Source organism: Streptomyces sp. NPDC047981, assembly GCF_040653315.1.
Lineage (GTDB): Bacteria > Actinomycetota > Actinomycetes > Streptomycetales > Streptomycetaceae > Streptomyces.
In genome coordinates this window covers 1-23926 of sequence record NZ_JBEZNQ010000101.1, presented here as the reverse complement: position 1 = coordinate 23926, position 23926 = coordinate 1, and the positions used below count along the sequence as shown (strand labels likewise).

Annotated in this window: 23 protein-coding genes, 1 tRNA gene and 1 pseudogene; 10 read left to right on the top strand and 15 right to left on the bottom strand. The window is 72.2% G+C overall.

Annotated elements, in window-relative coordinates:
- Window positions 1–114: 114 nt before the first annotated feature.
- From AB0E14_RS35380 to pdhA, 3 genes and pseudogenes are all read right to left on the bottom strand, one after another.
- Window positions 115–375, bottom strand: a pseudogene (locus AB0E14_RS35380) (biotin/lipoyl-containing protein); the annotation flags it as partial.
- Window positions 357–1385, bottom strand: a complete 1029-nt coding sequence (locus tag AB0E14_RS35375; RefSeq protein WP_362428094.1) for an alpha-ketoacid dehydrogenase subunit beta — start codon at window positions 1383–1385, stop codon at window positions 357–359. The gene AB0E14_RS35375 and the pseudogene AB0E14_RS35380, both read right to left, overlap by 19 nt.
- Window positions 1385–2545 carry a pyruvate dehydrogenase (acetyl-transferring) E1 component subunit alpha gene (gene pdhA, locus AB0E14_RS35370; RefSeq protein WP_362428091.1) on the bottom strand — a complete coding sequence of 387 codons (1161 nt, stop codon included), beginning with the start codon at window positions 2543–2545 and terminating at the stop codon, window positions 1385–1387. The genes AB0E14_RS35375 and pdhA overlap by 1 nt, the downstream gene beginning before the upstream one ends.
- Before the next feature lie 192 nt (window positions 2546–2737).
- On the opposite strand from pdhA, the gene AB0E14_RS35365 reads away from it, so the two are divergent.
- The gene (locus tag AB0E14_RS35365; protein ID WP_362428113.1) at window positions 2738–3247 is read left to right on the top strand and encodes an Lrp/AsnC family transcriptional regulator; all 510 of its coding nucleotides are present in this window, start codon (window positions 2738–2740) and stop codon (window positions 3245–3247) included.
- Between the two features lie 101 nt (window positions 3248–3348).
- Here AB0E14_RS35365 and AB0E14_RS35360 read toward each other — a convergent pair whose 3' ends face one another.
- Both AB0E14_RS35360 and AB0E14_RS35355 read right to left on the bottom strand, forming a co-directional pair.
- On the bottom strand, window positions 3349–3942 hold the full coding sequence (locus tag AB0E14_RS35360) for a TetR/AcrR family transcriptional regulator (RefSeq protein ID WP_362428088.1): 594 nt from the start codon (window positions 3940–3942) through the stop codon (window positions 3349–3351).
- A complete protein-coding gene (locus AB0E14_RS35355; protein WP_362428085.1) occupies window positions 3939–5558 on the bottom strand; it encodes a 3-hydroxyacyl-CoA dehydrogenase in 1620 nt (539 codons plus the stop codon). The genes AB0E14_RS35360 and AB0E14_RS35355 overlap by 4 nt, the downstream gene beginning before the upstream one ends.
- Window positions 5559–5747: 189 nt before the next feature.
- On the opposite strand from AB0E14_RS35355, the gene paaN reads away from it, so the two are divergent.
- Window positions 5748–7445 carry a phenylacetic acid degradation protein PaaN gene (gene paaN, locus AB0E14_RS35350; protein ID WP_362428082.1) on the top strand — a complete coding sequence of 566 codons (1698 nt, stop codon included), beginning with the start codon at window positions 5748–5750 and terminating at the stop codon, window positions 7443–7445.
- Window positions 7446–7564: 119 nt separating this feature from the next.
- Here paaN and AB0E14_RS35345 read toward each other — a convergent pair whose 3' ends face one another.
- Genes AB0E14_RS35345 through AB0E14_RS35335 form a run of 3 tightly spaced genes read right to left on the bottom strand, consistent with a single transcriptional unit; the run spans window position 7565 to window position 10316 of the window.
- Entirely contained in the window at window positions 7565–8227 is a 663-nt protein-coding gene (locus tag AB0E14_RS35345; RefSeq protein WP_362428079.1) for a TrmH family RNA methyltransferase, read from the bottom strand.
- Window positions 8224–9570 (bottom strand): HTTM domain-containing protein, encoded by a 1347-nt coding sequence (locus AB0E14_RS35340; protein WP_362428076.1) that lies wholly within the window; start codon window positions 9568–9570, stop codon window positions 8224–8226. Before AB0E14_RS35340 ends, AB0E14_RS35345 begins: the two co-directional genes overlap by 4 nt.
- Complete coding sequence (locus tag AB0E14_RS35335) at window positions 9567–10316, bottom strand: DUF5819 family protein (RefSeq protein ID WP_362428073.1); 750 nt, start codon at window positions 10314–10316, stop codon at window positions 9567–9569. The genes AB0E14_RS35340 and AB0E14_RS35335 overlap by 4 nt, the downstream gene beginning before the upstream one ends.
- Before the next feature lie 115 nt (window positions 10317–10431).
- Here AB0E14_RS35335 and paaA point away from each other — a divergent pair, with 115 nt between their 5' ends.
- The 6 genes from paaA (at window position 10432) to AB0E14_RS35305 (ending at window position 15404) form a co-directional block, all read left to right on the top strand.
- Window positions 10432–11475, top strand: coding sequence for a 1,2-phenylacetyl-CoA epoxidase subunit PaaA (gene paaA / locus AB0E14_RS35330; RefSeq protein WP_362428070.1), 1044 nt, complete (start codon window positions 10432–10434; stop codon window positions 11473–11475).
- Entirely contained in the window at window positions 11472–11759 is a 288-nt protein-coding gene (gene paaB, locus AB0E14_RS35325) for a 1,2-phenylacetyl-CoA epoxidase subunit PaaB (protein WP_362005482.1), read from the top strand. Before paaA ends, paaB begins: the two co-directional genes overlap by 4 nt.
- 74 nt (window positions 11760–11833) lie before the next feature.
- Window positions 11834–12541, top strand: a complete 708-nt coding sequence (paaC, locus tag AB0E14_RS35320; protein ID WP_362428110.1) for a 1,2-phenylacetyl-CoA epoxidase subunit PaaC — start codon at window positions 11834–11836, stop codon at window positions 12539–12541.
- Window positions 12535–13053 (top strand): 1,2-phenylacetyl-CoA epoxidase subunit PaaD, encoded by a 519-nt coding sequence (gene paaD / locus AB0E14_RS35315; RefSeq protein WP_362428066.1) that lies wholly within the window; start codon window positions 12535–12537, stop codon window positions 13051–13053. The genes paaC and paaD overlap by 7 nt, the downstream gene beginning before the upstream one ends.
- Complete coding sequence (locus AB0E14_RS35310; RefSeq protein ID WP_362428063.1) at window positions 13054–14142, top strand: 2Fe-2S iron-sulfur cluster-binding protein; 1089 nt, start codon at window positions 13054–13056, stop codon at window positions 14140–14142.
- Window positions 14143–14270: 128 nt separating this feature from the next.
- On the top strand, window positions 14271–15404 hold the full coding sequence (locus tag AB0E14_RS35305) for an acyl-CoA dehydrogenase family protein (protein WP_362428106.1): 1134 nt from the start codon (window positions 14271–14273) through the stop codon (window positions 15402–15404).
- A gap of 34 nt (window positions 15405–15438) precedes the next feature.
- Here the strand turns inward: AB0E14_RS35305 and AB0E14_RS35300 are convergent, their stop codons facing one another.
- The 4 genes from AB0E14_RS35300 to AB0E14_RS35285 all read right to left on the bottom strand — a co-directional run bounded on the left by AB0E14_RS35300 (window position 15439) and on the right by AB0E14_RS35285 (window position 19573).
- Window positions 15439–15783 (bottom strand): rhodanese-like domain-containing protein, encoded by a 345-nt coding sequence (locus AB0E14_RS35300; protein WP_362428060.1) that lies wholly within the window; start codon window positions 15781–15783, stop codon window positions 15439–15441.
- A gap of 57 nt (window positions 15784–15840) precedes the next feature.
- Window positions 15841–16605: a hypothetical protein gene (locus AB0E14_RS35295; protein ID WP_362428103.1), complete on the bottom strand. Its 765-nt coding sequence runs from the start codon at window positions 16603–16605 to the stop codon at window positions 15841–15843.
- 352 nt (window positions 16606–16957) lie between these two features.
- Window positions 16958–18406, bottom strand: coding sequence for a DUF2252 domain-containing protein (locus AB0E14_RS35290; RefSeq protein WP_362428057.1), 1449 nt, complete (start codon window positions 18404–18406; stop codon window positions 16958–16960).
- Between the two features lie 138 nt (window positions 18407–18544).
- Window positions 18545–19573: a hypothetical protein gene (locus AB0E14_RS35285; RefSeq protein WP_362428100.1), complete on the bottom strand. Its 1029-nt coding sequence runs from the start codon at window positions 19571–19573 to the stop codon at window positions 18545–18547.
- Window positions 19574–19804: 231 nt separating this feature from the next.
- On the opposite strand from AB0E14_RS35285, the gene AB0E14_RS35280 reads away from it, so the two are divergent.
- The gene (locus AB0E14_RS35280) at window positions 19805–20257 is read left to right on the top strand and encodes a MarR family winged helix-turn-helix transcriptional regulator (protein ID WP_362428054.1); all 453 of its coding nucleotides are present in this window, start codon (window positions 19805–19807) and stop codon (window positions 20255–20257) included.
- 9 nt (window positions 20258–20266) lie between these two features.
- Here AB0E14_RS35280 and AB0E14_RS35275 read toward each other — a convergent pair whose 3' ends face one another.
- From AB0E14_RS35275 to AB0E14_RS35265, 3 genes are all read right to left on the bottom strand, one after another.
- Entirely contained in the window at window positions 20267–20926 is a 660-nt protein-coding gene (locus AB0E14_RS35275; RefSeq protein WP_362428051.1) for a response regulator transcription factor, read from the bottom strand.
- Window positions 20927–20965: 39 nt separating this feature from the next.
- The gene (locus AB0E14_RS35270; protein WP_362428097.1) at window positions 20966–22648 is read right to left on the bottom strand and encodes a histidine kinase; all 1683 of its coding nucleotides are present in this window, start codon (window positions 22646–22648) and stop codon (window positions 20966–20968) included.
- Window positions 22649–22894: 246 nt separating this feature from the next.
- A tRNA-Leu gene (locus tag AB0E14_RS35265) sits at window positions 22895–22981 on the bottom strand.
- Between the two features lie 462 nt (window positions 22982–23443).
- On the opposite strand from AB0E14_RS35265, the gene AB0E14_RS35260 reads away from it, so the two are divergent.
- The coding region (locus AB0E14_RS35260) for a DUF3662 domain-containing protein (RefSeq protein WP_362428048.1) at window positions 23444–23926 on the top strand (483 nt) is incomplete at its 3' end.

Sequence of the window (23926 nt, the reverse complement as noted above, 5' to 3'; positions counted from 1 at the left end):
TTGGTTGTGGTTTTATTGGGTGTTGTCGGCGGTGGGGGCGTCCTCGGCGGCGCCGCCGCCCGCGACCGTGCCGGCCTCCGTCGGGGCCGTCGGGGACGCCTCACCGGGCGCTCCGCCGACCGCGACCGTCAGCAGCGGCGCGCCGACCGGAAGTTCCGTGCCCTCCTCGCCGAAGCGGGCGGTCACCACACCGCCGTACGGGCAGGGCACCTCCACCATGGCCTTGGCGGTCTCGACCTCCACGACGGGCTGGTCGATGGCGACGACGTCGCCGACGTTCACCAGCCAGCGGACGATCTCCGCCTCGGTGAGCCCCTCGCCGAGGTCGGGCAGCTTGAACTCGAGTACCTGGGCCATCAGTTCCCCGCCTCCCACTGCAGCCGCGCCACCGCGTCGAGGACCCGGTCCACGCCCGGCAGGTGGTGCCGCTCCAGCATCGGCGGCGGGTAGGGGATGTCGAACCCGGCGACCCGCAGGACCGGCGCCTCCAGGTGGTGGAAGCAGCGCTCGCTCACCCGCGCGGCGATCTCGCCGCCAGGACCGCCGAACCCGGCGGACTCGTGCACGACGACCGCCCGTCCGGTGCGCCGCACCGACGCGCAGACGGTCTCCTCGTCGAACGGCACCAGGGAGCGCAGGTCGACCACCTCCAGGTCCCAGCCCTCGGCCTGGGCCGCCTCCGCGGCCTCCAGGCAGACCGGCACGGACGGCCCGTACGTGATCAGCGTGGCGCTACGGCCCGCGCGCCGCACGACGGCCTTGCCGATCGGCTCCACCGGCGTCGGCGCCTCGGGCCGCCAGTCGGACTTCGACCAGTAGAGCCGCTTGGGCTCCAGGAAGACGACCGGGTCGTCGGAGGCGATCGCCGCCCGCAGCAGCCCGTACGCGTCCTCGACCGTGGCCGGGGTGACGACGTGGAGCCCCGGCGTCGCCATGTAGTACGCCTCGGAGGAGTCGCTGTGGTGCTCCACACCGCCGATCCCGCCGCCGTACGGCACACGGATCACCAGCGGCATCGGCATCGCGCCCCGCGTGCGGTTCCGCATCCGGGAGACATGGCTGATCAGCTGCTCGAACGCCGGGTACGCGAAGGCGTCGAACTGCATCTCGACGACCGGCCGCAGTCCGTACATCGCCATGCCCACGGCCGTGCCGAGGATGCCGGCCTCGGCCAGCGGGGTGTCGGTGCAGCGGTCCTCGCCGAACTCCTTGGCGAGGCCGTCGGTGACCCGGAAGACGCCGCCGAGCGTGCCGACGTCCTCACCCATGACGTGCACGGTCGGGTCCTCGGCCATCGCGTCACGCATCGCCCGCTGGAGCGCCTGCGCCATGGTGGCGGGCTTGGCCGCGACCTTCTTCTGCGGCGTCTGCTGCGCGGTGGTCATCAGGCCTCGCTCTCGGCGTCGAGCTCGGCCCGCAGCTGCGCCGCCTGCTCACGCAGTTGTGCCGTCTGCTCGGCGTAGACGTGCGCGAACAGATCCATCGGGTTCAGGACCGGCTCCGCGTTCATCCGCTCGCGCAGCGCCGCCGCCATCGTCTCGGCGGCCTCGGCCGCCTCCCGCCTGCCGTCCTCGTCGAGCAGGCCACGCTCCGTCAGCTCCCGCTCCAGGAGCAGGATCGGGTCGTGGGCCCGCCAGGCCTCGACCTCGCCGTCCCCGCGGTAGCGGGTCGCGTCGTCCGCGTTGGTGTGGGCGTCGATGCGGTACGTCACGGCCTCGACCAGCGTCGGTCCGCCGCCGCGCCGCGCGCGTGCGACGGCCTCGGTCAGCACCTGGTGGACGGCGACCGCGTCGTTGCCGTCGACGAGCCGGCCCGGCATGCCGTAGCCGACGGCCTTGTGGGCGAGCGAGGGCGCCGCCGTCTGCTTGGCCAGGGGCACGGAGATCGCGAAGCCGTTGTTCTGCACGAGGAAGACCACCGGGGCCTGCCAGACGGCCGCGAAGTTCAGCGCCTCGTGGAAGTCGCCCTCGCTGGTGCCGCCGTCGCCGACCATGGCCAGGGCCACGACGTCGTCGCCCTTGAGCCGGGCCGCGTGCGCGAGGCCCACCGCGTGCGGGAGCTGCGTGGCGAGCGGGGTCGACAGGGGCGCGACACGGTGCTCACGCGGGTCGTAGCCGGTGTGCCAGTCGCCGCGCAGCAGCGTCAGCGCCTGGACGGGGTCCAGGCCGCGGGCGACGGCCGCGAGGGTGTCGCGGTACGAGGGGAAGAGCCAGTCCCGCTTCTCCAGGGACAGTGCGGCCGCGACCTCGGCGGCCTCCTGCCCGGTGGTCGACGGGTAGACGGCCAGTCGGCCCTGCTTGGTGAGCGCCGTGGCCTGCGCGTTGTACCGACGGCCGCGGACGAGCTCCGCGTAGAGCCGTCGCATCAGCTCGGGGTCGGCCTGGGCGGCCGCGTCCGTGCCGAGGACCCGATAGGGCTCGGCGTCGGGCAGCAGCGGGGCGGGGTCGGTGCGCGGCTTCCACGCCGGCGGCGGGGTGGGCCGGTAGGCGGTCGCGGCACCGGGCGGCTCTTGGACTGTCGAACTGCGCTGTTGCAACGAGTCCACCTCCTCGTGGGAGCGGGCATAAGACCCGAAGGCGGGTGGCGCGAATGTGGTGCGCCTCACCTACCGATTGTTCGGTCGTGGAGCCATTTTGGCTACAGGTGCCCTCAGCCTGTGGACAATCGGTTCTCCACAGCCTGGGATGGAGACATGTCGTCCATGGATGAGAGGTGGGGGGACGTGGCGGATGAACAAATGGCCGACGGCTGGGAGCAGGCCCTGCCCCCGAGCCCGACCGGAGTGCCGCAGGGTCCGCCGGCGCGCCCGCTCGACGCGATCGACCGGGACATCCTGCGCATCCTGCAGACGGACGGTCGCGCGTCGATACGCTCCGTGGCCGAACGGGTCCATGTGTCCCGGGCCAACGCCTACGCGCGGATCAACCGGCTGATCGACGACGGCGTGATCCGCGGCTTCAGCGCCCGCGTCAACCACGAGCGCGCGGGCCACGGTGCCTCCGCGTACATCACGCTCAGGATCGTCCAGAACTCCTGGCGCACCGTGCGCGAACAGCTCCAGGCGCTGCCGGGCGCCGCGCACATCGCCCTGGTCAGCGGAGACTTCGACGTCCTGCTCCTTGTGCACACGCCGGACAACCGCACGCTGCGCGAACTGGTGCTGACCAGGCTCCAGGCGATCCCGGAGGTGCTCTCCACCCGCACGCTCCTGGTCTTCGAGGAGACGGACCTCGACCCGGACCACTGACGGCGCCCGGGACTCACGGCAGGGCCGCCCGGGAGCCCACGGGGCCGTACCGCCCGGGCGGCCCGTGCGGAACGGGCCCCGGGCAAGGCCTCAGCGGCCCCTCAGCGGGCCGTACGCAGCCCGTCGAAGGCCAGGTGCACGACGGTGTCGGCGAGCTGGTCCCGCTCGGCGTGGGCGCCCGGCAGCGGCCGGTACCACTCCACCAGCGAGTTGATCATGCCGAAGAGCAGCCGGGTGGCGAGCTTGATGTCCACATCGGCCCGCAGGTCCCCGTCGGCCACGGCCGCCTTGAGCAGCTCGGCGACCCTGTGGTCGAACTCCCTGCGCCGTTCCATGGCCCAGCGCTCGGTGTCGGTGTTGCCCCGGACCCGCAGCAACAGCGTCACGTACGGCAGCTCGGCTATCAGCACCTCGACGGTGCGCCGGGTGACGTACTCGACCCGCTCGATCGCCCGGCCACGCCCCGCGCCCGGCTCGTCGAGGATCCCGAAGAGGCCGTCGAGCGCCCGGCTGACAGCCCTGCGCAGCAGCTCCTCCTTGCCCGCGACATGGTGGTAGATCGAGGACTTGGAGATCCCCGCGGCCTTGGAGAGGTGCTCCATGGACGTGCCGTCGTAGCCGCGCTCGTTGAAGACCCCTACGGCGACGGAGAGCAGCGTCTCGGGGGTGTAGGTGTCCCGCTTCGCGGTCGTCATGCCGTGGCCTCCTGACCGGCCGTGTCGCCCGCCGGGTCCGCGGCCGCCTGCTCCGCGGCGACCCGGCGGCGCAGCGCCTGCGACGGGGCGTAGCGGCCCGTCGGGTACTCCTCGTGGAGGTTGGAGAGCGTCCCGAGGACCCAGCCCGCGCCCAGTTCCTCGGCCCAGGCGAGGGGCCCGCGCGGGTAGTTCACGCCGAGCCGCATCGCGGTGTCGATGTCGTCGGCGTCCGCCACCGCGCGCGTGGCGGCGTCGTACGCGAAGTCGGCGAGCATCGCGACCGTGCGGGCGACGATCAGTCCGGGGACGTCCCCGATGACGCTGACCTTCTTGCCGGCCGCCTGGAAGAGGCCGATCGCCTCCTGGAGGGAGGCGTCGTCGACGCTCGCCGCGGGCGCGAGGACGATCCGCTCGCAGGTGGCGAAGTCCAGGGCGAGGTCGAAGTGGACGACCGGCATCTCCGCGTCGTCGGCGGCGGTGCCGTCGGCGAGGAACAGCCGGGTCCCGCTGGGAAGTTCGATCCAGCCCGGGTAGCCGGGCACGGCGTCGTCGGCGCGCTCGACCGTGACGCCGGACGCCTCGAAGAGGCCCACCAGCGCGCGTGCCTGGTAGAGGTCCCCCTGGACCGTGACCGAGGCCGGCGCCGCGGCCGGCGGCGCGGTGTGCGGTTCGGGTGCGGTGGCGCCGTCCCCGTACGGGAACCAGCCGTGCCCCGACTTGCGGCCGAGCCGCGCCGACTCGACCAGGCGCCGCTGGGCGAGCGAGGGCGTGAACTTGGGGTCCTGGTAGAAGGACTCCCAGACGGACCGGGTGACGGCCTCGTTGACGTCCTGGCCGATGAGGTCGGTCAGCTCGAACGGGCCCATCCGGAAGCCGCCGCTCTCGCGCAGGGCCGCGTCGATGGTGGCGGGGTCGGCCGCGCCCTCCTCGTACACGCGCAGCGCCTCGGCGTAGAAGGGCCGGGCGATCCGGTTGACGATGAACCCGGGGGTGTCGGCGCAGCGCACCGGCGTCTTGCCCCAGCTCCTGGCCGTCGCGTACGCGCGCGTGGCGGCCGGGGCGTCGGTGGCGAAGCCGCTGACGACCTCGACGAGCGGCAGCAGCGGCGCCGGGTTGAAGAAGTGCAGGCCGACGAAGCGGCCGGGCAGCCGCAGCCCGCCCGCGATCGCGGTGACGGAGAGGGAGGAGGTGTTGGTGGCGAGCAGGGTGTCGTCGCCGACGATCTTCTCCAGGTCGGCGAAGAGCCGCTGCTTGACCCCGAGATCCTCGACGATCGCCTCGACGACGAGCGCCGCGTCGGCCAGCTCCGTCAGCTCGGTGGCGGCGTGCAGCCGGGCCACGGCGGCGTCGCGCTCCGCGCGGTCCATACGCCCCTTCTCGACCAGTCGGTCGAGGCGGGCGGCGAGCGCGGTCACGGCCTGCTCGGCGCGGCCGGGGGCGCTGTCGTAGAGCCGTACGGGATGCCCGGCGACCAGGGCGATCTGCGCGATCCCCTGGCCCATGGTCCCGGTGCCGACGACGGCGACGGTACGGCTCCGGTCGAGGGCTTCGGCGCCGGTTTCCTGGGCCGTGGTCGGGGCGGCGTCCGGCGCGGAGTCGCTCACATTGGCGGTCATACGGCTGATCCTCCCCGATGGGTTGTCCACAGCTTCGACAGACCCCCTTGTCCCGACCGATCGTTCGGTTACTCTAACTCTGTCCGTTCGTCCCTGCCCACCCGTCTTCCACGACCACCGTCGCGGAGGGCTCCGCGCAGGCGTCACACGCGCCGAACCGATCTAGCTCGACGAGGAGTTGGTCCCGCAATGGCCGCCGCTCAGCTGACCACCGACGCTCTGGCCCAGAAGCACCGGTCCACACTCGACCAGGCACTGGACACGATCCGCACCCGCGCCTACTGGTCTCCGCACCCCGAGCACCCCAAGGCCTACGGCGAGAACGGCTCGCTGGACGCCGCCGGCGGTCTCGAGGCGTACAAGGCCCTGCTGAACACCCGCTTCGAGCTGGACCAGCCCGGCACGGACGGCTGGACCGGCGACGAGACCTCGCCGTACGGCCCGGCGCTCGGCATCGAGTACCCGCACGCCGACATCGACGTCCTGCTGCCCGCGATGCGCGCCGGCATGGCCGCCTGGCGCGAGGCCGGCGCCGAGGTCCGCGCCCTGGTCTGTCTGGAGATCATCGCGCGGATCTCCGCCCGCACCCACGAGTTCGCGCACGCCGTCATGCACACCAGCGGCCAGGCCTTCATGATGGCGTTCCAGGCCGGCGGCCCGCACGCCCAGGACCGCGGCCTCGAGGCCGTGGCGTACGCGTACGCGGAGCAGACCCGGACCCCCGGCGGCCGCGCCGACTGGTCCAAGCCGCAGGGCAAGAGGGACCCGCTGGAGCTGAGCAAGGCGTTCACGCCCGTCGCGCGCGGCATCGCGCTCGTCATCGGCTGCAACACCTTCCCCACCTGGAACGGCTACCCGGGCCTGTTCGCCTCCCTCGCCACCGGCAACCCGGTGCTGGTCAAGCCGCACCCGCGCGCCGTCCTCCCGCTGGCGCTCACGGTCCGCGTCGCCCGCGAGGTCCTCGCCGAGGCCGGATTCGACCCGAACCTCGTCGCGCTGGCCGTCGAGCGGCCGGGCGAGGGCATCGCGAAGACCCTGGCCGTGCGCCCCGAGATCCGGATCATCGACTACACCGGATCCACCGCCTTCGGCGACTGGCTGGAGGCCAACGCCCGCCAGGCGCAGGTGTACACGGAGAAGGCCGGCGTCAACACGGTGGTCGTCGACTCCACCGACGACTACAAGGGGATGCTGTCCAACCTGGCGTTCTCCCTGTCCCTGTACAGCGGCCAGATGTGCACCACCCCGCAGAACCTGCTGATCCCCCGCGACGGCATCGCCACCGACGCGGGACCCAAGTCGTACGACGAGGTCGTCGCCGACCTCGCGGCGGCCGTCGGCGGTCTGCTCGGCGACGACGCCCGGGCGAACGCACTGCTCGGCGCGCTGGTCAACCCGGACGTGAAGGCGCGCCTGGAGGCCGCCGCGGGCCTCGGCGAGGTGGCGCTGGCCTCCCGCGAGGTGGCGAACCCGGACTTCCCCGACGCCGTCGTCCGTACGCCGGTCATCGTCAAGCTGGACGGCTCGAAGCCGGACCCGGAGGCGGCCTACTTCTCCGAGTGCTTCGGCCCCGTCGCCTTCGCCGTCTCCGTCGACTCGACGGCCGACGCGCTGGAGCTGCTGCGGCGCACGGTCCGCGAGAAGGGAGCGATGACCGTCGGGGCGTACACCACCTCTGCCGAGACCGAGCGGGCCGTCGAGGAGGTCTGCCTCGACGAGGCGGCGCAGCTCTCGCTGAACCTGACGGGCGGGGTGTACGTCAACCAGACGGCGGCGTTCTCCGACTTCCACGGCTCGGGCGGAAACCCGGCGGCGAACGCGGCCCTGTGCGACGGAGCGTTCGTCGCCAACCGCTTCCGCGTGGTGGAGGTCCGCCGCCAGGCGTGACCCCGGGCGCTCGCGGGGGCTCTCACGGGCCTCCGCGGGACCCTGCGGGCCCACGGGCGGCTCAGTACAGGCAGCGCAGTACGGCGGCTCAGTACGGGCGGCTCCGGCCGACGGGCCGCTCAGCCGCCCGGGGTGATCTCGGCGTACCGCTGCACCCACGCGTGCATCGCGATCGCCGCGGCGGCGCCCGCGTTGATCGACCGGGTCGAGCCGAACTGAGCGATCGAGCAGACCATCTCGGCGTGGTTCCGGGCCTCCTCGGTGAGGCCCGGACCCTCCTGGCCGAACAGCAGCACACAGCGCCGCGGCAGCACGGTCCGCTCCAGCGGAACGGCGCCCGGCAGATTGTCGATGCCGATGATCGGCACGCCCTCCGCCGCCGCCCACGCCGTCAGCGACACGGTGTCCGGGTGGTGGCGGACGTGCTGGTAGCGGTCGGTGACCATCGCCCCGCGCCGGTTCCACCGCCGCCGCCCGACGATGTGGATCTCCTTCGCCAGGAAGGCGTTGGCCGTCCGCACCACGGAACCGATGTTGAAGTCGTGGCCCCAGTTCTCGACCGCGACATGGAAGTCGTGCCGCCGGGTGTCCAGGTCGGCGACGATCGCCTCCCGCGTCCAGTACCGGTACCGGTCGACGACGTTGCGCCGGTCCCCGCCGGCCAGCAGCTCCGGGTCGTAGCGCTCGCCGTCCGGCCAGGGCAGCGGATGCGGTCCCACGCCGACCTCGGGGGCGTACCCGTCGTCGTACTGGATCGGCTCGGACTGTTCAGCGGTGCTCACCCCACGAGGGTACGGGGGGCGGCCTCCTCGTCCGCACGGCGCTGGTCGGGCACCGTCCCGCGCCGGCGGGACAGCAACCGGTCCCTGCCGCGCCCCGCCCGCGCCCCCAGCCACACCAGGAACGCCGTCGGCAGGAACACCGCGTCCGCCGAGATCATCGCCAGCGAGAAGAGCGGGAGCCCGAGGAGCACGGCGATCCCGGCGTGCTCCAGCATCATCGCGACCAGCAGGACGTTCTTGACCTTGCGGTTGAACAGGGCGAAGGGGAACGCGACCTGGATCAGCACGGTCCCGTAGGTCAGCGCCAACACGATCACACCGCTGGATCCGAGCAGATCGGAGAGGGCGGGCCAGGGCGAGAAGTAGTCCAGCTTGAGCGGGTAGTAGAGCGCGGTGCCGTCCTGCCAGCGCGAGCCCTGGATCTTGTACCAGCCGGCCGTCGCGTAGATCAGGCAGACCTCGGCCATGATCACGACGAGGGCGGCGTTGTGCACCAGGTTGGCGAGGACGTCGAGCAGCGTGCGCGGCTCGCCCGGCGCGTAGCGGCACACCAGCCACCACAGCGCCTGCCCCAGCCACAGCACCCACAGCAGCACCAGAAGCCAGGCCGTGCCGTTGGTGTCGGAGAAGTAGGTGGTGGCGAGCAGCAGTCCGCCGAGCACCGTCCACAGCAGCGGTCCGACGACATCGCGCCGGGGCGCCTTGCCCGCCTCCGCCTCGCGGGCCTCACGAGCGGCCCGGCGGGCGTCCAGGGACCAGACGCGGGAGCAGCGGGTGAGGACGAGGTAGATCGCGGTCAGGTGGATGACGTTGTCGCCGCCGTCGCCCATGAAGACGGAGCGATTCTGCAGGGACAGCACACCGGCCATGAAGACCACCGACATGGCGCGGGTACGCCAGCCGAGCAGCATCAGGAGGGCGCAGAGGACAGCGAGCGCGTAGACGATCTCGAACCAGACCGCGCTGTCCGACCACATGAGCACCGTGAACGCTTCGTTCTCGGCGATCAGGCGGCGCCCCATCTCCCAGGCCCAGGGGCCGTCGGGGCCGTAGAGCTCATGGCGGTGGGGCAGTTCGCGCAGCAGGAAAAACAGCCAGGTGAGCGAGATGCCGATGCGGACGATCGCGGTCTGGTACGGGCCGAGGGCCGAGGAGGTGATCCGCTGGATGCCCCGCGCGAGCCGCCGGTCGAAGGGCTCACGGGCCGCGGACTCCTGGGCCGTGGACTCGTGTGGCGCGGACCCACGGGCCGTGGACTCGTGGGCCGTGGACTCCTGGGCCGTGGACTCCTGGGACGGGGTGCCGGCGTTCCCGGGCTCCGGGGGTGTGGTCGATCGGTTCATCGGCCCGCCTCCGCGCGGTCGTCCCGTGCCCCGCCCGGCAGATCGGCGGCGGTCACCTTCCACCACGGAAACTCCCGGTAGGAGGGGTCCGTGTTCGTCTTCTCGTTGCTCCACGACGGAGCGGGCACGACGCGCGTCACGGAGCGGAGCTGGATCCGCTCCACCGTGCCGCCGAGGTCCGCCCTGTCGAGCCGGAGCATGACGATCCGGCGGATGTACTGCTCGGAGAGAACGCCCCGCAGGCCGTTGGGCCGGTGGTCGTCGGTGTGGGTGTTCAGGTAGAAGTCCCACGCCCGGCGGAGCTCGTTCTGCTCGGTGTGGCTGGGCACCAGGTTGCCGCGGATCGCCTCCGCGTCCTGCGCGCTCAGACCGATCCAGCCGGTGGTGCGCTCGGCGCCGTCGGCGCCCTCGACCTCGGCGCGGACCTCGACCGCGATGTTCTGCTGGAGCGGATTGGGGGCGAAGAGCTTCCAGTTCTGTTCGAACTCGGGGTAGACCCACTCGTCCACCGCCTCGCCGTTCTGCTTGGTCAGCGTGTTCGACGGCGCGACGTGCAGGAACACCATCGCGAGGTGGACACAGGCGAAGACCGCCACACCGGCGAGCGCGACGGCCGCGGCGACCTGGTACGGGAGCGACAGCGAGGCGATCCCGGCCCCCTGGCCGCGTCCCTCCCGCGGCTCCGGCCCGGGCGGTGGCTGCTCCTCGTGTACGCCCGCGTCGTCCGCGTCGACCTGCGCTTCCATCCCCGCCCCGATCCCCGATCCGTCCACCCTCGGTCATGCACAGGGTTGACACCATACGGGCCGCCGACCGACCATTGAAGTCATTCAACCGAACGATCGGTCGGTAGGGGGTCCGATGACCGCAGGGACGGCAGCGACCGCAGTGACCACGGACGCACAGAAAGCAAGGGCGGCCGCGCAGGGCGCGCCGGGCACGGCCACTGAGACGGCCGCGTCCGACGCGGCGGCGCAGGCGGCCTACGAGGCGGTGTTCGACGCGGCCGTCGCCGCCGACGAGCGCATCGAGCCGCGCGACTGGATGCCGGACGCCTACCGGGCCTCGCTCGTCCGCCAGATGGCCCAGCACGCCCACTCCGAGATCATCGGCATGCAGCCGGAGGCCAACTGGATCACCCGCGCGCCCTCGCTGCGCCGCAAGGCGATCCTCATGGCCAAGGTCCAGGACGAGGCCGGCCACGGGCTGTATCTGTACAGCGCGGCGGAGACCCTCGGCACCAGCCGCGACGAGCTCCTCGACAAGCTCCACTCCGGCCGCCAGAAGTACTCCTCGATCTTCAACTACCCGACGCTGACCTGGGCCGACGTCGGCGCCATCGGCTGGCTGGTGGACGGCGCCGCCATCACCAACCAGGTCCCCCTCTGCCGCTGCTCCTACGGGCCGTACGCCCGCGCGATGGTCCGCGTCTGCAAGGAGGAGTCCTTCCACCAGCGCCAGGGGTACGAAGCCCTCCTCGCCCTCTCCCGGGGCACCGAGGCCCAGCACGCCATGGCCCAGGACGCCGTGAACCGCTGGTGGTGGCCCTCGCTGATGATGTTCGGCCCGCCGGACGACGCATCCGCGCACTCCGCCCAGTCCATGGCCTGGAAGATCAAGCGGCACTCCAACGACGAGCTGCGCCAGCGGTTCGTGGACATCGCCGTCCCCCAGGCCGAGGCCCTCGGACTCACCCTCCCGGACCCGGACCTGCGGTGGAACGAGGAGCGCGGGCACTACGACTTCGGCCCCATCGACTGGGCCGAGTTCCAGGACGTCCTCAAGGGCAACGGCCCCTGCAACGAGCAGCGGCTCGACCGGCGTCGCCGGGCCCACGAGAACGGGGCCTGGGTCAGAGAAGCAGCGGCGGCATACGCCGACAAGCACGGGGAGGCACGGGCATGACCACCGACGGATGGCCCCTGTGGGAGGTGTTCGTGCGCTCGCGCCGCGGCCTCTCCCACACCCACGCCGGCAGCCTGCACGCACCGGACGCCGAGATGGCCCTGCGCAACGCCCGCGACCTGTACACCCGCCGCAGCGAAGGCGTCTCGATCTGGGTGGTGCCCTCCACCGCGATCACCGCCTCCTCACCGGACGAGAAGGACCCCTTCTTCGAGCCGTCGGCGGACAAGCCCTACCGGCACCCGACCTTCTACGAGATCCCCGAGGGGGTGAAGCACCTGTGAGCGGCCCCACCGACACCACTGACACCACCGCGGCCACGTCGACCACTGCGACCACTGCGAACGCGGACACCACCGTGATCGCCGAAGCCGCGCTCGCCCTCGGCGACGACGCCCTGGTGCTCTCCCACCGACTGGGGGAGTGGGCGGGCGACGCCCCCGTCCTGGAGGAAGAGGTCGCCCTCGCGAACATCGCGCTCGACCTGCTCGGACAGGCGCGCGTCCTGCTCTCCCTCGTCGGCGACGAGGACGAACTGGCCTACCTCCGCGAGGAACGGGCCTTCCGCAACACCCAGCTCGTCGAGCAGCCCAACGGCGACTTCGCCCACACGATCGCCCGCCAGCTCTACTTCTCCACCTACCAAGGGCTCCTCTTCGCCCAGCTGGCGGCCGGCGACGGCCCCCTCAGCGGACTCGCGGCCAAGGCCGTGAAGGAGGTCGCCTACCACCAGGACCACGCCGAGCACTGGACCCTCCGCCTCGGCGACGGCACCCCCGAGAGCCACGAGCGCATGCAGCGCGCCTGCGACGCCCTCTGGCGCTTCACCGGCGAGCTGTTCCAGCCCGTCCCCGGCCTCGACATCGACCACGAGGCCCTGCGGGCCGCCTGGCTGGACTCCGTCACCGCCGTCCTCACCCGCGCCACCCTCACCGTCCCCACCGGCCCCCACACCGGCGGCTGGCGCGCGGGAGCCGGCCGGCAGGGCCTGCACACCGAGTCCTTCGGACGGATGCTCGCCGAGATGCAGCACCTGCACCGCAGCCACCCGGGGGCGGCATGGTGACCGCCACCCGTCCCGGGATGACCGACCTGGAGCAGGAACTGAGCCGGATCGCCGGCGCCGTCCCCGACCCCGAGCTGCCCGTCCTCACCCTCGGCGAACTCGGCGTCCTGCGCGGCGTCCAGGTCCTCGGCCCCGGCCGCGTCGAGGTCGAGCTGACCCCGACGTACACCGGCTGCCCCGCCATCGAGGCGATGTCCGCCGACATCGAGCACGCCCTGCACGCCCACGGCATGGCCGACGTCTCCGTCGTCACCGTCCTCGCCCCCGCCTGGTCCACCGACGACATCAGCGACGAAGGACGGCGCAAGCTCGCCGAGTTCGGCATCGCCCCGCCCCGCCCCCAGGGGCCGGCCGCGACCGGCGGCCCCGTGCCCGTGACGCTGGCGATCCGCTGCCCGCACTGCGGCTCCACCGAGACCGAACTGCTCAGCCGCTTCTCCTCCACCGCCTGCAAGGCGCTGCGCCGCTGCACGGCCTGCCGCGAACCGTTCGACCACTTCAAGGAGTTGTAGATGGTGTCCTCAGGGGCCGGACGGGCCGCCTTCCACCCGCTCCGGGTGAGCGAGGTCGAGCAACTCACGGACGACTCGGTGGCGGTCACCTTCGCCGTACCGGCCGAACTGCGCGACGCCTACCGCCACACCCCCGGTCAGCACCTCGCCCTGCGCCGCACCGCACGCGACGGCGAGGAGATCCGCCGCACGTACTCGATCTGCGCGCCCGCGGCGCCCGCGGGTCAGGACCCCGTCCTGCGCGTCGGCATCCGGCTCGTCGACGGCGGAGAGTTCTCCACCTACGCCCTGAAGGAACTGGCCGTCGGCGACACCGTCGACGTCATGGAACCCATGGGCCGTTTCACCCTCACGCCCCGCCCCGGCCACTTCGCGGCCGTCGTCGGCGGCAGCGGCATCACCCCGGTCCTGTCGATGGCCGCCACGCTGCTCGCCCAGCAGCCGGACGCCCGGTTCTGCCTCGTCCGAAGCGACCGCACCGCCTCCTCCACGATGTTCCTCGACGAGGTCGCCGACCTCAAGGACCGCTTCCCCGACCGCTTCCAGCTGGTCACCGCCCTCTCCCGCGAGGAACAGCAGGCGGGCCTCCCCTCCGGCCGCCTCGACCAGGAGCGGCTGACCGCCCTGCTCCCCGCGCTGCTCCCCGTCGACGAGATCGACGGCTGGTTCCTCTGCGGCCCCTTCGGCCTCGTCACCGCCACCGAAGGCGCCCTGCGCGGACTCGGCGTCGAACGCTCCCGGATCCACCAGGAGATCTTCCACGTCGACGACGGATCGGCCCCCGCCCCGGCCCCCACGAGCGCCGCACCCGTCCACGCCACACTGACGGCCACCCTGCACGGCCGTTCCGGCAACTGGCCCGTCCAGGAAGGCGAGACGCTCCTCGACACGGTGCTCCGCGCCCGCGCCGACGCCCCCTACGCCTGCAAGGGCGGCGTGTGCGGCACCTGTCGCGCCTTCCTCGTCGAAGGCGAGGTCCGCATGGACCGCAACTTCGCGCTGGAACCGGAGGAGACCGAAGCCGGATACGTCCTGGCCTGCCAGTCCCACCCGGCCACCGCCGACGTGGAACTCGACTTCGACCGCTGACCGTCCCCCGGCCGACCGCCCCGGCGGCCGGGGAGCCACACCCATTCCCTTCCCCTAGAACCTGTTCTATCTTGACGACCCGTCAGGCAGACGGACAGCAGTCAAGCAGGCAACGGGAAGGCATGGCCGTGGACTTCACCTTCACCGAGGAACAGCAGGCCGCCGTCGAAGCGGCCCAAGCGGTCTTCTCCGGCGTCACCCCCGACGCCGTACCGAGCCCCGCGCTCACCCCCGGAGCCGTCGCCGACGACTTCGACCGACCGCTCTGGTCCCGCCTCGCCGGCGCCGACCTGCTCAGCCTCGTCCTCGCCCCCGCACACGGCGGCGCCGGACTCGACACCATCGCCCTCTGCCTCGTCCTGCGCGAATCCGCCCGCGTCCTCGCCCGCGTTCCCCTCCTGGAGACCAGCGCCGTCGCCATGACCGTGGAGCGGTACGCGGACCCGCGCACCGCCGCCGCGCTCCTCCCCCGCGTCGGCCGCGGCGAACTCGTCCTCACCGCCGCCTCCAACGGCCACACCGGGCACGACCCCGCCGAACTCGCCGTCACCGCCCACCGCGACGGCACCGACTGGATCCTCGACGGCCTCCAGAGCGCCGTCCCCTGGGCCCACGGAGCCGACCGCATCGCCGTTCCCGCGCACACCGCCGAAGGACAGACCGTCCTCGCCCTCGTCCCCCGCGCCACGGCCGGCCTCACCCTCGCCGACCAGTTCTCCACCAGCGGCGAACTCCTCGCCGAACTGCACCTGGACTCCGTACGCCTCGACAGCGCCGACGTCATCGAAACCGCCGGCGCCTGGGACTGGCTCCACGGCGTCCTCGCCACCGGAACCTGCGCCCTCGCCCTCGGCCTCGGCGAGAACGTCCTCACCATGACGAGCCAATACACGGGCAAGCGCGAGCAGTTCGGCCACCCCGTGGCCACGTTCCAGGCCGTCGCCGTCCAGGCCGCCGACCGCTACATCGACCTGCGCGCCATGGAAGTCACCCTCTGGCAGGCCGCCTGGCGCATCACCAGCGAAGCGGGCGGCCCCCTGCCGCCCGCCGCGGACATCGCCGTCGCCAAGATCTGGGCCTCGGAAGGCGTACGCCGCGTGGTGCAGACCGCCCAGCACCTCCACGGCGGCTTCGGCGCCGACACCGACTACCCGCTCCACCGCTACCACGCGTGGGCCAAGCAGCTCGAACTCGCCCTCGGCCCGGCCGCCGCGCACGAGGAGGCCCTCGGCGACCTCCTGGCCGCCCACCCCCTCGGCTGACCGACCCGGAAACCGCCCCGGGCCGGGAAGAGGCTCAGGCCACGAAGCCCGGGGCGCCGTCCTTCGTCACCACCGGCCGACCGGCCGCGTCCCAGGCGATCATGCCGCCGTCGATGTTGACCGCGTCGATCCCCTGCTGCACCAGATACTGCGTGACCTGCGCAGACCGGCCACCCACCCGGCACATCACATACGCCCGACGCCCCTCCGACACGGCCTCGGTCACCTCGCCGAAACGCGCCACGAAGTCACTCATCGGCACATGCAGAGCACCCTCGGCATGACCGGCCACCCACTCGTCGTCCTCACGGACGTCCAGCACCAGGGCGTCGGCCGGCACGGAAGCCACGTCCACCGAGGGGAGCGGGGCGAAGTTCATGGGACAGGCCTTCTCTCGTACGAACGGCTCGAAGGGAGGATCGAGCCCCTTGGAAACTTAACTCACCTGCCGCACCAACGCGGCCAGCTCGGCCTCCCGCTCGGACACCTGCGCGAGCAGCTGCTCGGCGATCTCCTCGAGGAGCTGATCGGGGTCGTCCGGCGCCATCCGCAGCATCGCGCCGATCGCGCTCTCCTCCAGCTCCCGCGCGACCAGGGTCAGCAGCTCCTTGCGCTGCGACAGCCACTCGAGGCGCGCATAGAGCTCCTCGCTCTCGCTGAGCCGCTCCGGCTCGGCCACCGGACCGGCAGCCCACTCGGCGGACAGCTCGCGCAGCAGCGTGACGTCACCGCGCGCGTAGGCCGCGTTGACCCGGGTGATGAACTCCTCGCGCCGCTTGCGCTCGTCCTCCTCGCGCGCCAGGTCCGGGTGGGCCTGCCGGGCCAGCTCGCGATACAGCTTCCGGGCCTCCTCACTCGGCCGCACCCGCTTCGGCGGCTGTACGGGCTGCTCGGTCAGCATCGCGGCGGCCTCGGGGGAGAGTCCGTCGGAGTCGATCCAGTCGTGGAAGAGCTCGTCGACACCGGGCATCGGCATGACGACGGCCCGCGCCTCCTGCGCCTTCCGCAGATCCTCCGGATCACCGGTCTGCGCCGCGCGCGCCTCGGCGATCTGCGCGTCCAGCTCGTCGAGCCGCGTGTACATCGGCCCGAGCTTCTGGTGGTGCAGCCGTGAGAAGTTGTCGACCTCGACGCGGAAGGTCTCCACCGCGATCTCGAACTCGATCAACGCCTGCTCGGCCACCCGCACGGCCTTCTCCAGCCGAGCCTCGGGCCGCTCGTCCCCGACCTCGGACCCAGCCCCGGCACCGGACTCAGCTCCGACAGCGGCACCCGAGCCCGCACCGATCCCGTCACCCGCGTCAGAGCCCTCGCCCGCACCCGCACCCAGGTCCGCGCCCTCGCCCGCACCCAGGTCCGCGCCTGCGTCCGCACCCGCGCCTGCGTCCGGATCCACGTCCTGGTCCACGCCCACGTCCTCGTTCCGGTCCGTCACCCCACCAGCCTACGATCCCCGGGGGGCCCTCCCCCCTCCCTCCCCCGCCCCGCCCCCCGTTTTTCGTGGCCCGTGGCCACCGGTCCGGGGCAGCCCGGTTTCGGGCAGCCTCGGGCCGTCACACTCCGAGTTCGGCCGCTGTCCGGCCGTTGCGCACCGCCGTCAGCAGGTCGGTGTGGTCCGCCGTGGTGCGGTCGGCGTAGGCGACGGCGAAGGACGCGACGGCCTCGTCGAGCTCCTCGCTCTTGCCGCAGTAGCCGGCTATCAGCCGCGGGTCGGCGCTGTGGGCGTGGGCGCGGGCGAGGAGCGCGCCGGTCATGCGGCCGTAGTCGTCGACCTGGTCGGGGGTGAGCGCGGCCGGGTCGACGCTGCCCTTGCGGTTGCGGAACTGGCGCACCTGGAACGGTCGCCCCTCCACCGTGGTCCAGCCGAGCAGGATGTCGCTGACGACCTGCATCCGCTTCTGGCCGAGCACCACGCGCCGGCCTTCGTGCCCCGCGTCCGGGACGGTGAAGCCGACGGCGGGCAGGTGCGGGAGCAGCGCGGACGGCCGGGCCTCCTTCACCTGGAGGACGAGCGCCTCGCCGCGGTGGTCGAGCAGCAGCACGACGTAGGAGCGGGTGCCGACGCTGCCGGTGCCGACGACGCGGAAGGCGACGTCGTGGACGGCGTACCGGGCGAGCAGCGGGAGCCGGTCCTCGGAGACGGTGTCGAGGTAGGGGCCGAGTGCGGCGGCGACGGCGGCCGCCTCCGCGTCCGGTACCCGGCGCAGGACGGGCAGGGCCTCGACGAACCGGCGGCCTCCGCCGTCGGCGTCGGTCACGGACTCGGTGGATCGGGCGGCGAAGCGTGCGCTGGTGTTGTTGCGGGCCTTGGCCGAGACGCGTTCGAGGGTGCCGAGCAGGTCGCGGGCGTCGGTGTGGGAGACGAGTTCCTCGTCGGCGATGGCGTTCCAGGCGTCGAGGGCGGGGAGTTTGGCCAGCAGGCGCATGGTCCGGCGGTAGGCGCCGACGGTGTCGAAGGCGGCGGCGCGGCAGGTGTCCTCGCTCGCGCCGGCCTCCCGTCCGGCGAGCACGAGTGAGGTGGCGAGGCGCTTGAGGTCCCATTCCCAGGGGCCGACGACCGTCTCGTCGAAGTCGTTGAGGTCGATGACGAGGCGGCCGCGGGCGTCTCCGTAGAGGCCGAAGTTGGCCGCGTGCGCATCGCCGCAGATCTGGGCGGCGACGCCGGTGACGGGGGAGCCGGCCAGGTCGTGGGCCATGAGCCCGGCGGAGCCGCGCAGGAACGCGAAGGGGCTCGCGGCCATGCGTCCGACGCGTATGGGGGCCAGTTCCGGCACGCGGTCGCGGCTGGAGTCCTCGACGGCGCGGACGGCGTCGGGGCGGTCGGCGGCGAGGACGAGGGTGTCGTGGGTGGTGCGTGGGACGCGCGTGCGCAGGGCCTTGCCCTGTTCCTTCGGGGAGTCGGTGACTCCCGCGGCGGTTCGCCGGGCGAACCCGGGCACGTGCGGAACGCGTCCGCCGTCCGTGTCTCGCTGTCCCGGTACCCCTGTCCGGATCTCGCCCATGGGACGTCCACCCCCGATTTCGTGCTGTCCTGTGCTGCTCAACATCAACGGGATGACGGTACCGCCGGGTTCGACGACCCGTCTTCCCCTGTGGACAACGGCCTGTGGACAACCGGTCACCTGGGCGCCCGCCGCATTTCAGACCCCGACGGCCTGCTCCATCTCCTGCTCCATCTCCTGCTCTATCTCCTCCTCCGTCTCCTCCTCGGCCGCCGCGTCGGCGACCGCAGGCGCGGAGGGCTCGGCCGGTGGGGTGGCCGCCGCTCGGCGGCGGCGGGTCTCGGCCAGGCCCGCGCACAGGGTGACGGCGACTCCGGCGAGGAGCCAGAGCGCGAGGACCAGGAGGTGTCGGCCCAGGGCGTGGTCGGCGAAGTAGACGTGGCTGCGGACGCCTTCGACGAAGCCGGCGCCGTTCCAGAAGGCGTGCAGGGCGCCGAAGAATCCGGGCTGCAGCTCGGGGCGGTAGATCCCTCCGGAGCTGGTGAAGTTGAGCATCACGAACAGGACCATCACGCCGAGGGTGGTCCAGCGGCGCAGGAAGGTGTGGAGTCCCACGCCGATCAGCAGGATGCCGGCCGAGTACAGCCAGGACATCGCCCAGACTCCGCCGAGTCCTCGGTCGACGAGGTGGAACATCGGTCCGGCGAAGACCGTGCCGACGAGGCTGACGACGAGGGACGTTCCGGCGGCGAGCAGGGCGCGGAGGCGCAGGGGCAGGACGGCGCCCGCGCCGCCGATGACGGCGACAGAGGCGTACGAGCCGATGCTGAGCGCGACCAGCAGGAAGAAGACGCCCTGTCCGGTGGGGTCTCCGTCGGAGACGGGGGCGACGTCGGTGACCTTCAGGGGCGCGTCCTGTCCTGCGGCGACGTCGGTGAACACCTTCTCGACGGCCATGGCGCTGGTGTCGGAGGAGGCAGTGGCGACGAGCAGTTCGGGGCGGTCGCCGGGGAGGTAGGCGCCGAAGGAGTTCTGTTCGCGCAGTGCGGTGACGGCGGTCGCCCGGTCGGGGACGGTACGGACGTCGAGGGCTCCGTCGCCCTGGTCGTGGAGGGTCTGGGCGAGGACCTGGACGCGCGGGCCTGAGCCGACGACGTCGACGCGCAGGTCGTGCGGGTGGGGGGCGTGGAACGCGCCGAGGTAGGCGAGCCCCATGCCGATGCACATGAGGAGGGGGGTGAGCAGATGTCCGAGCACATGGCGCAGGGCACCCGCGGGCACCGATCTCCCGGGCGCGGACGGGGACGCAGTGGCAGTCGCGGCGGGGAGTCCTGCGGACACCGAACACCTCCAGGTTTGGTTGGTTTTTACAACCGAATACACATGCACCATACACCTAAATGGTGGTTGTACTCTACAACTGCACCCACCACCTCTGAACGGCCCCCGGAGCGCACCATGACCGACGGCGACGACGACGGCCCGCGCGAGGCCTCCCTCGACACCATCCAGCGGGAGCTGACGGCCTTCGCCCGCCGTGCCCGCGCCGCGGCCGCCCGGCTCCACCCGGAGCTGCCGCTCGTGTCGTACACCCTGCTCGCCCATATCGACGACCAGCAGGGCTGCCGGGCCACCGACCTCGCCGCGCACTACCTGCTGGACAAGTCGACGGTCAGCCGCCAGATCGGCGGCCTGGAGAGGCTCGGCCTGGTCGAGCGCCGACCGGACCCGGACGACCACCGGGTCCAGGTGCTGCACCCCACCGAGGCGGGCAGCCGCGTCCTGGCCGCCACCCAGGCGAGTCGGCACGCCGCCTACCAGGAGCGCCTGAAGGACTGGCCGGCCGACGATCTCGCCCGCTTCGCCTCCTACCTGCTCCGCTACAACGCGGCGGGCCCCGGCGGCGCCTAGAACGCCGGGTCAGAGCCCGGCGTCGCGCGCCAGCAGCGCCGCCTGCACACGGTTCTCACAGCCCAGCTTCGCCAGGATCCGGCTGACGTACGTCTTCACGGTGGCCTCGCTCATGTGCAGGCGCCGCCCCGCGTCCGCGTTGGAGAGCCCCTCGCCGAGGAGGGCGAGGACCTCGCGCTCCTTCTCGCTCAGCCCCGCCACCCTCCCCCTCGCCTGCTCCGCGCGCGTCACCTCGCGGCCCGAGGCCAACTGCTCCACCACGTGCCGGGTGGCGGCGGGCGAGAGATAGGCGTCACCCGCCGCCGCGGCCCGGACCGCACGGATCAGCTCGGCCGGCGCGGTGTCCTTGAGCAGGAACCCGGCGCCCCCGTGCTCCAGGGCCCGCAGCACGTTCTCCCGCTCGCCGAAGGTCGTCAGCACGATCACCCGCGTCGAGGGCGCCACCCGGCGCAGCTCCGGCAGCGCGGACAGCCCGTCGAGCACCGGCATCTGGATGTCGAGCAGCACCACGTCGGCGTGGTGCGCGCGCACGTGCTCGATGGCCTCGCGGCCGTTCGCCGCCTCCGCGACCACCTCGATGTCCTCGTCCGAGGTGAGGATCATCCGGATCCCGGCCCTGATCAGCGGCTCGTCGTCGGCGACCACGACCCTGATGCGCTGCCCTGCCACAGCTACTCCCCAACGGCTACCGGTTCGGCCGGGTCAGCGCTAGCGCTTGACCTCGTACGACTTCTTCTCGATCAGCTTGCCGTCCTTGAAGCAGAACCGGAAAACCGGCTCGGTCTCCACCTCTTTCCCCACCTCGGACGACATGAGCACCAGGCACTTGGAGCCCTCCGGCTCCTCGGGGCCCTTGCCGTGCAGCCCGGTGGTCGTGATCGTGTCGCCGGACGGCAGCTTGTCGCGGACCTCCTTCTCGGCCGATCCGACCGATATCGCGTCGTACTCGGCCGGGTCGATCATGCCCTTCTCCAGCGATCCGACGAGGAAGTAGACGCCGAAGCCGCCCGCGACCAGCAGCAGGACCAGGGCCGCGAACGCGATCCCGCACCCCAGCGCGATCCCGCTGCCCGCGCTCCTGTTCCTGCCCCCGTGCATCGCCATCGCCAGCTCCCGTTCCGTGAAGGTCCAGTCGGCCTGCCCGACCTGGACGGCTCCACGGTGGCCCACCCAGGGGTTCGTCGACTGCTGCCGGAAGTCGTCGGCCGCATCGACCAAAGGCGCTGCCTCCACCACCCCGTAGGGCAGCATCCCGGCGACCCGGAACCCGCCGCCGTCCGCCGGCCCGGCGTGGACGATGCCGCCGACGAGCCGGGCCCGCTCGTGCAGCCCGGTCAGCCCCTGACCGCCGCTGACGACGTCCTCCGGGGCCTTCTCGGCCGCTTCGTTGACGATCTCCACGACCAGGGAGTCCGGCTCGTACCGCACTTCCACGTCGATGAGCGCGCCCGGCGCGTGCTTGTAGGCGTTGGTCAGCGCCTCCTGCACGATCCGGTACGCCGCGTGGTCGGCGGCCGGGGGCAGCGGCCGGTGGTCCCCGTTCCACCGCAGCTCCACCCGGTTCCCCGCGGCCCGCGCCGCCTCGACGAGCCCCTCGATACCGGCGGTCCCCCGCGCCGCCCGTCCCGAGGAGTCGCCCGGCCCCGCGGGCAGGGCAGTGGCCTCCGCCCCCGCGTGGACACCGTCCCGCAGGATGCCGACGACCTCGCGCAGCTCGTGCATCGCGGTCACCGACGCGTTCCGCAGCACCCCGACGGCCTCCCGCTGGCGGTCGGTCAGTTCCCGGTCGACCTCCAGGGCGCCGGTGTGGACCGCGATCAGCGCGAGCTGGTGGCCGAGGCTGTCGTGCATGTCCTGGGCGATCCGCTGCCGTTCGAGCAGCCGCGCCTGCCCGACCACCATCGCGCGCTCTCGCAGCAGCTGGGCGTTGCCCTCCTGCAGGGCGTGCAGCAGGGTCCTGCGCTGGGTCCAGTACCGGTTGGCGAGGCCGGGCGCGAGGGTGGTCCCGAGGAAGTAGAGCGTCGCCATGAAGACGACGGTCAGCGTCCGGTGCAGATCCCAGACGTCGACCAGGCTCGCCGAGACGTTCAGCACGTACGCGACGGTGTAGGCGATCAGTGCCCGCCCCGCTCCGGCGATGTACCGGCCGGACGACCAGCCGACCAGGATCAGCAGGACGAGGAAGCCCGGCACGACCGGCGCGCAGGCCGCCGTGACGATGAGCACAGACCCCGGCAGCCGCCGGCGCAGCAGCGACAGCACGGCGGCGCCCAGGCCCACCCAGGCCAGCCGCCACCCCTCGCCGCCGAGCAGCTCCTCGGTGCCGGCGGCGAGCAGCCCCATCACGACGGCGAGCACCACCTCGCCGGCGGTCCTGCGCCGCGACCACATCCCGGGCGCCGCGAACCAGTGCCACGCGGCGGCGGCCCCTGCCCTGATCTTCGAAGTCGCGTCCACGCTCGCACCTTAGGCAGCGCCCCGTCCGACCGGCGGCCCTCTTTCGTCGCGTTCCGCAGCGACGAAGGTCGCGTACCTCACACCAAAAGACAACGAAAGACGCCGAAGGACGCCGAAGGACACCGAACGCCTCCGACAACGCGGAAGCCCCGTAGGTCGATGACCTACGGGGCTTCCGTCTGGTGCGCGAGGGGGGAGTTGAACCCCCACGCCCTTGCGGGCACTGGAACCTGAATCCAGCGCGTCTGCCTATTCCGCCACCCGCGCATTGGGTGTGCTCCGGGCTCCCTCACCGTTGTTTTCGGTGCGATCGCCTGGCGACATCTGAAGATTAGCACGTCGCGGACGGTGGATTCACATCCGTTGTTTGACCCCCCGCCCGAGCGAACAGGGACAGAGAGACGGAAGGGAAGACCGCGGGGACCGAGCGGACACGGAGGGCCGGAGAGGGAGGAGGCGACGGGCGGCCCAGGCCGCGGAGAAGAAGAGAAGAAGAGTGGACGGGTAACGGGAGGAACAGGACGGACCGCCCCCACCGCGCGGCCCCGTGCCTCCTGCTCGCTCGCCGGGTGCGGGACACTGTCCAGGGGCCGCCTCTACGATCCGTGGGGGAGGCCTGTGAGAGGTGACACTCGTCCACAGGGCAGAGAAGGGGAACCAGCCGATTTCCCGACGCGTGGATACGATCAGTAAGCAGTACCAGGACGACAACGACGGAGGAGGTGCCCCATGGGAGTCCTGAAGCGTTTCGAACAGCGGCTCGAAGGTCTGGTCAACGGCACCTTCGCCAAGGTCTTCAAGTCCGAGGTCCAGCCCGTTGAGATCGCGGGCGCTCTCCAACGCGAGTGCGACAACAACGCGACGATCTGGAACCGCGAGCGGACCGTCGTCCCCAATGACTTCATCGTCGAGCTGAGCGCGCCGGACTTCGAGCGCCTCAGCCCCTACTCGGGCCAGCTCGGCGACGAGCTCGCCGGCCTCGTCCGCGACTACGCCAAGCAGCAGCGGTACACCTTCATGGGCCCGATCAAGGTCCACCTGGAGAAGGCCGACGACCTCGACACCGGCCTGTACCGGGTGCGCAGCCGCACGCTCGCGTCGAGTTCGTCACAGCAGCAGTCGCCCGCCGCCGGCCCCCCGCAGGGCGGCCACGCGCAGGGCGGTCACGCCCCCGGCGGCTACGGCTACCCCCCGGTCGGCGCTCCGCCGATG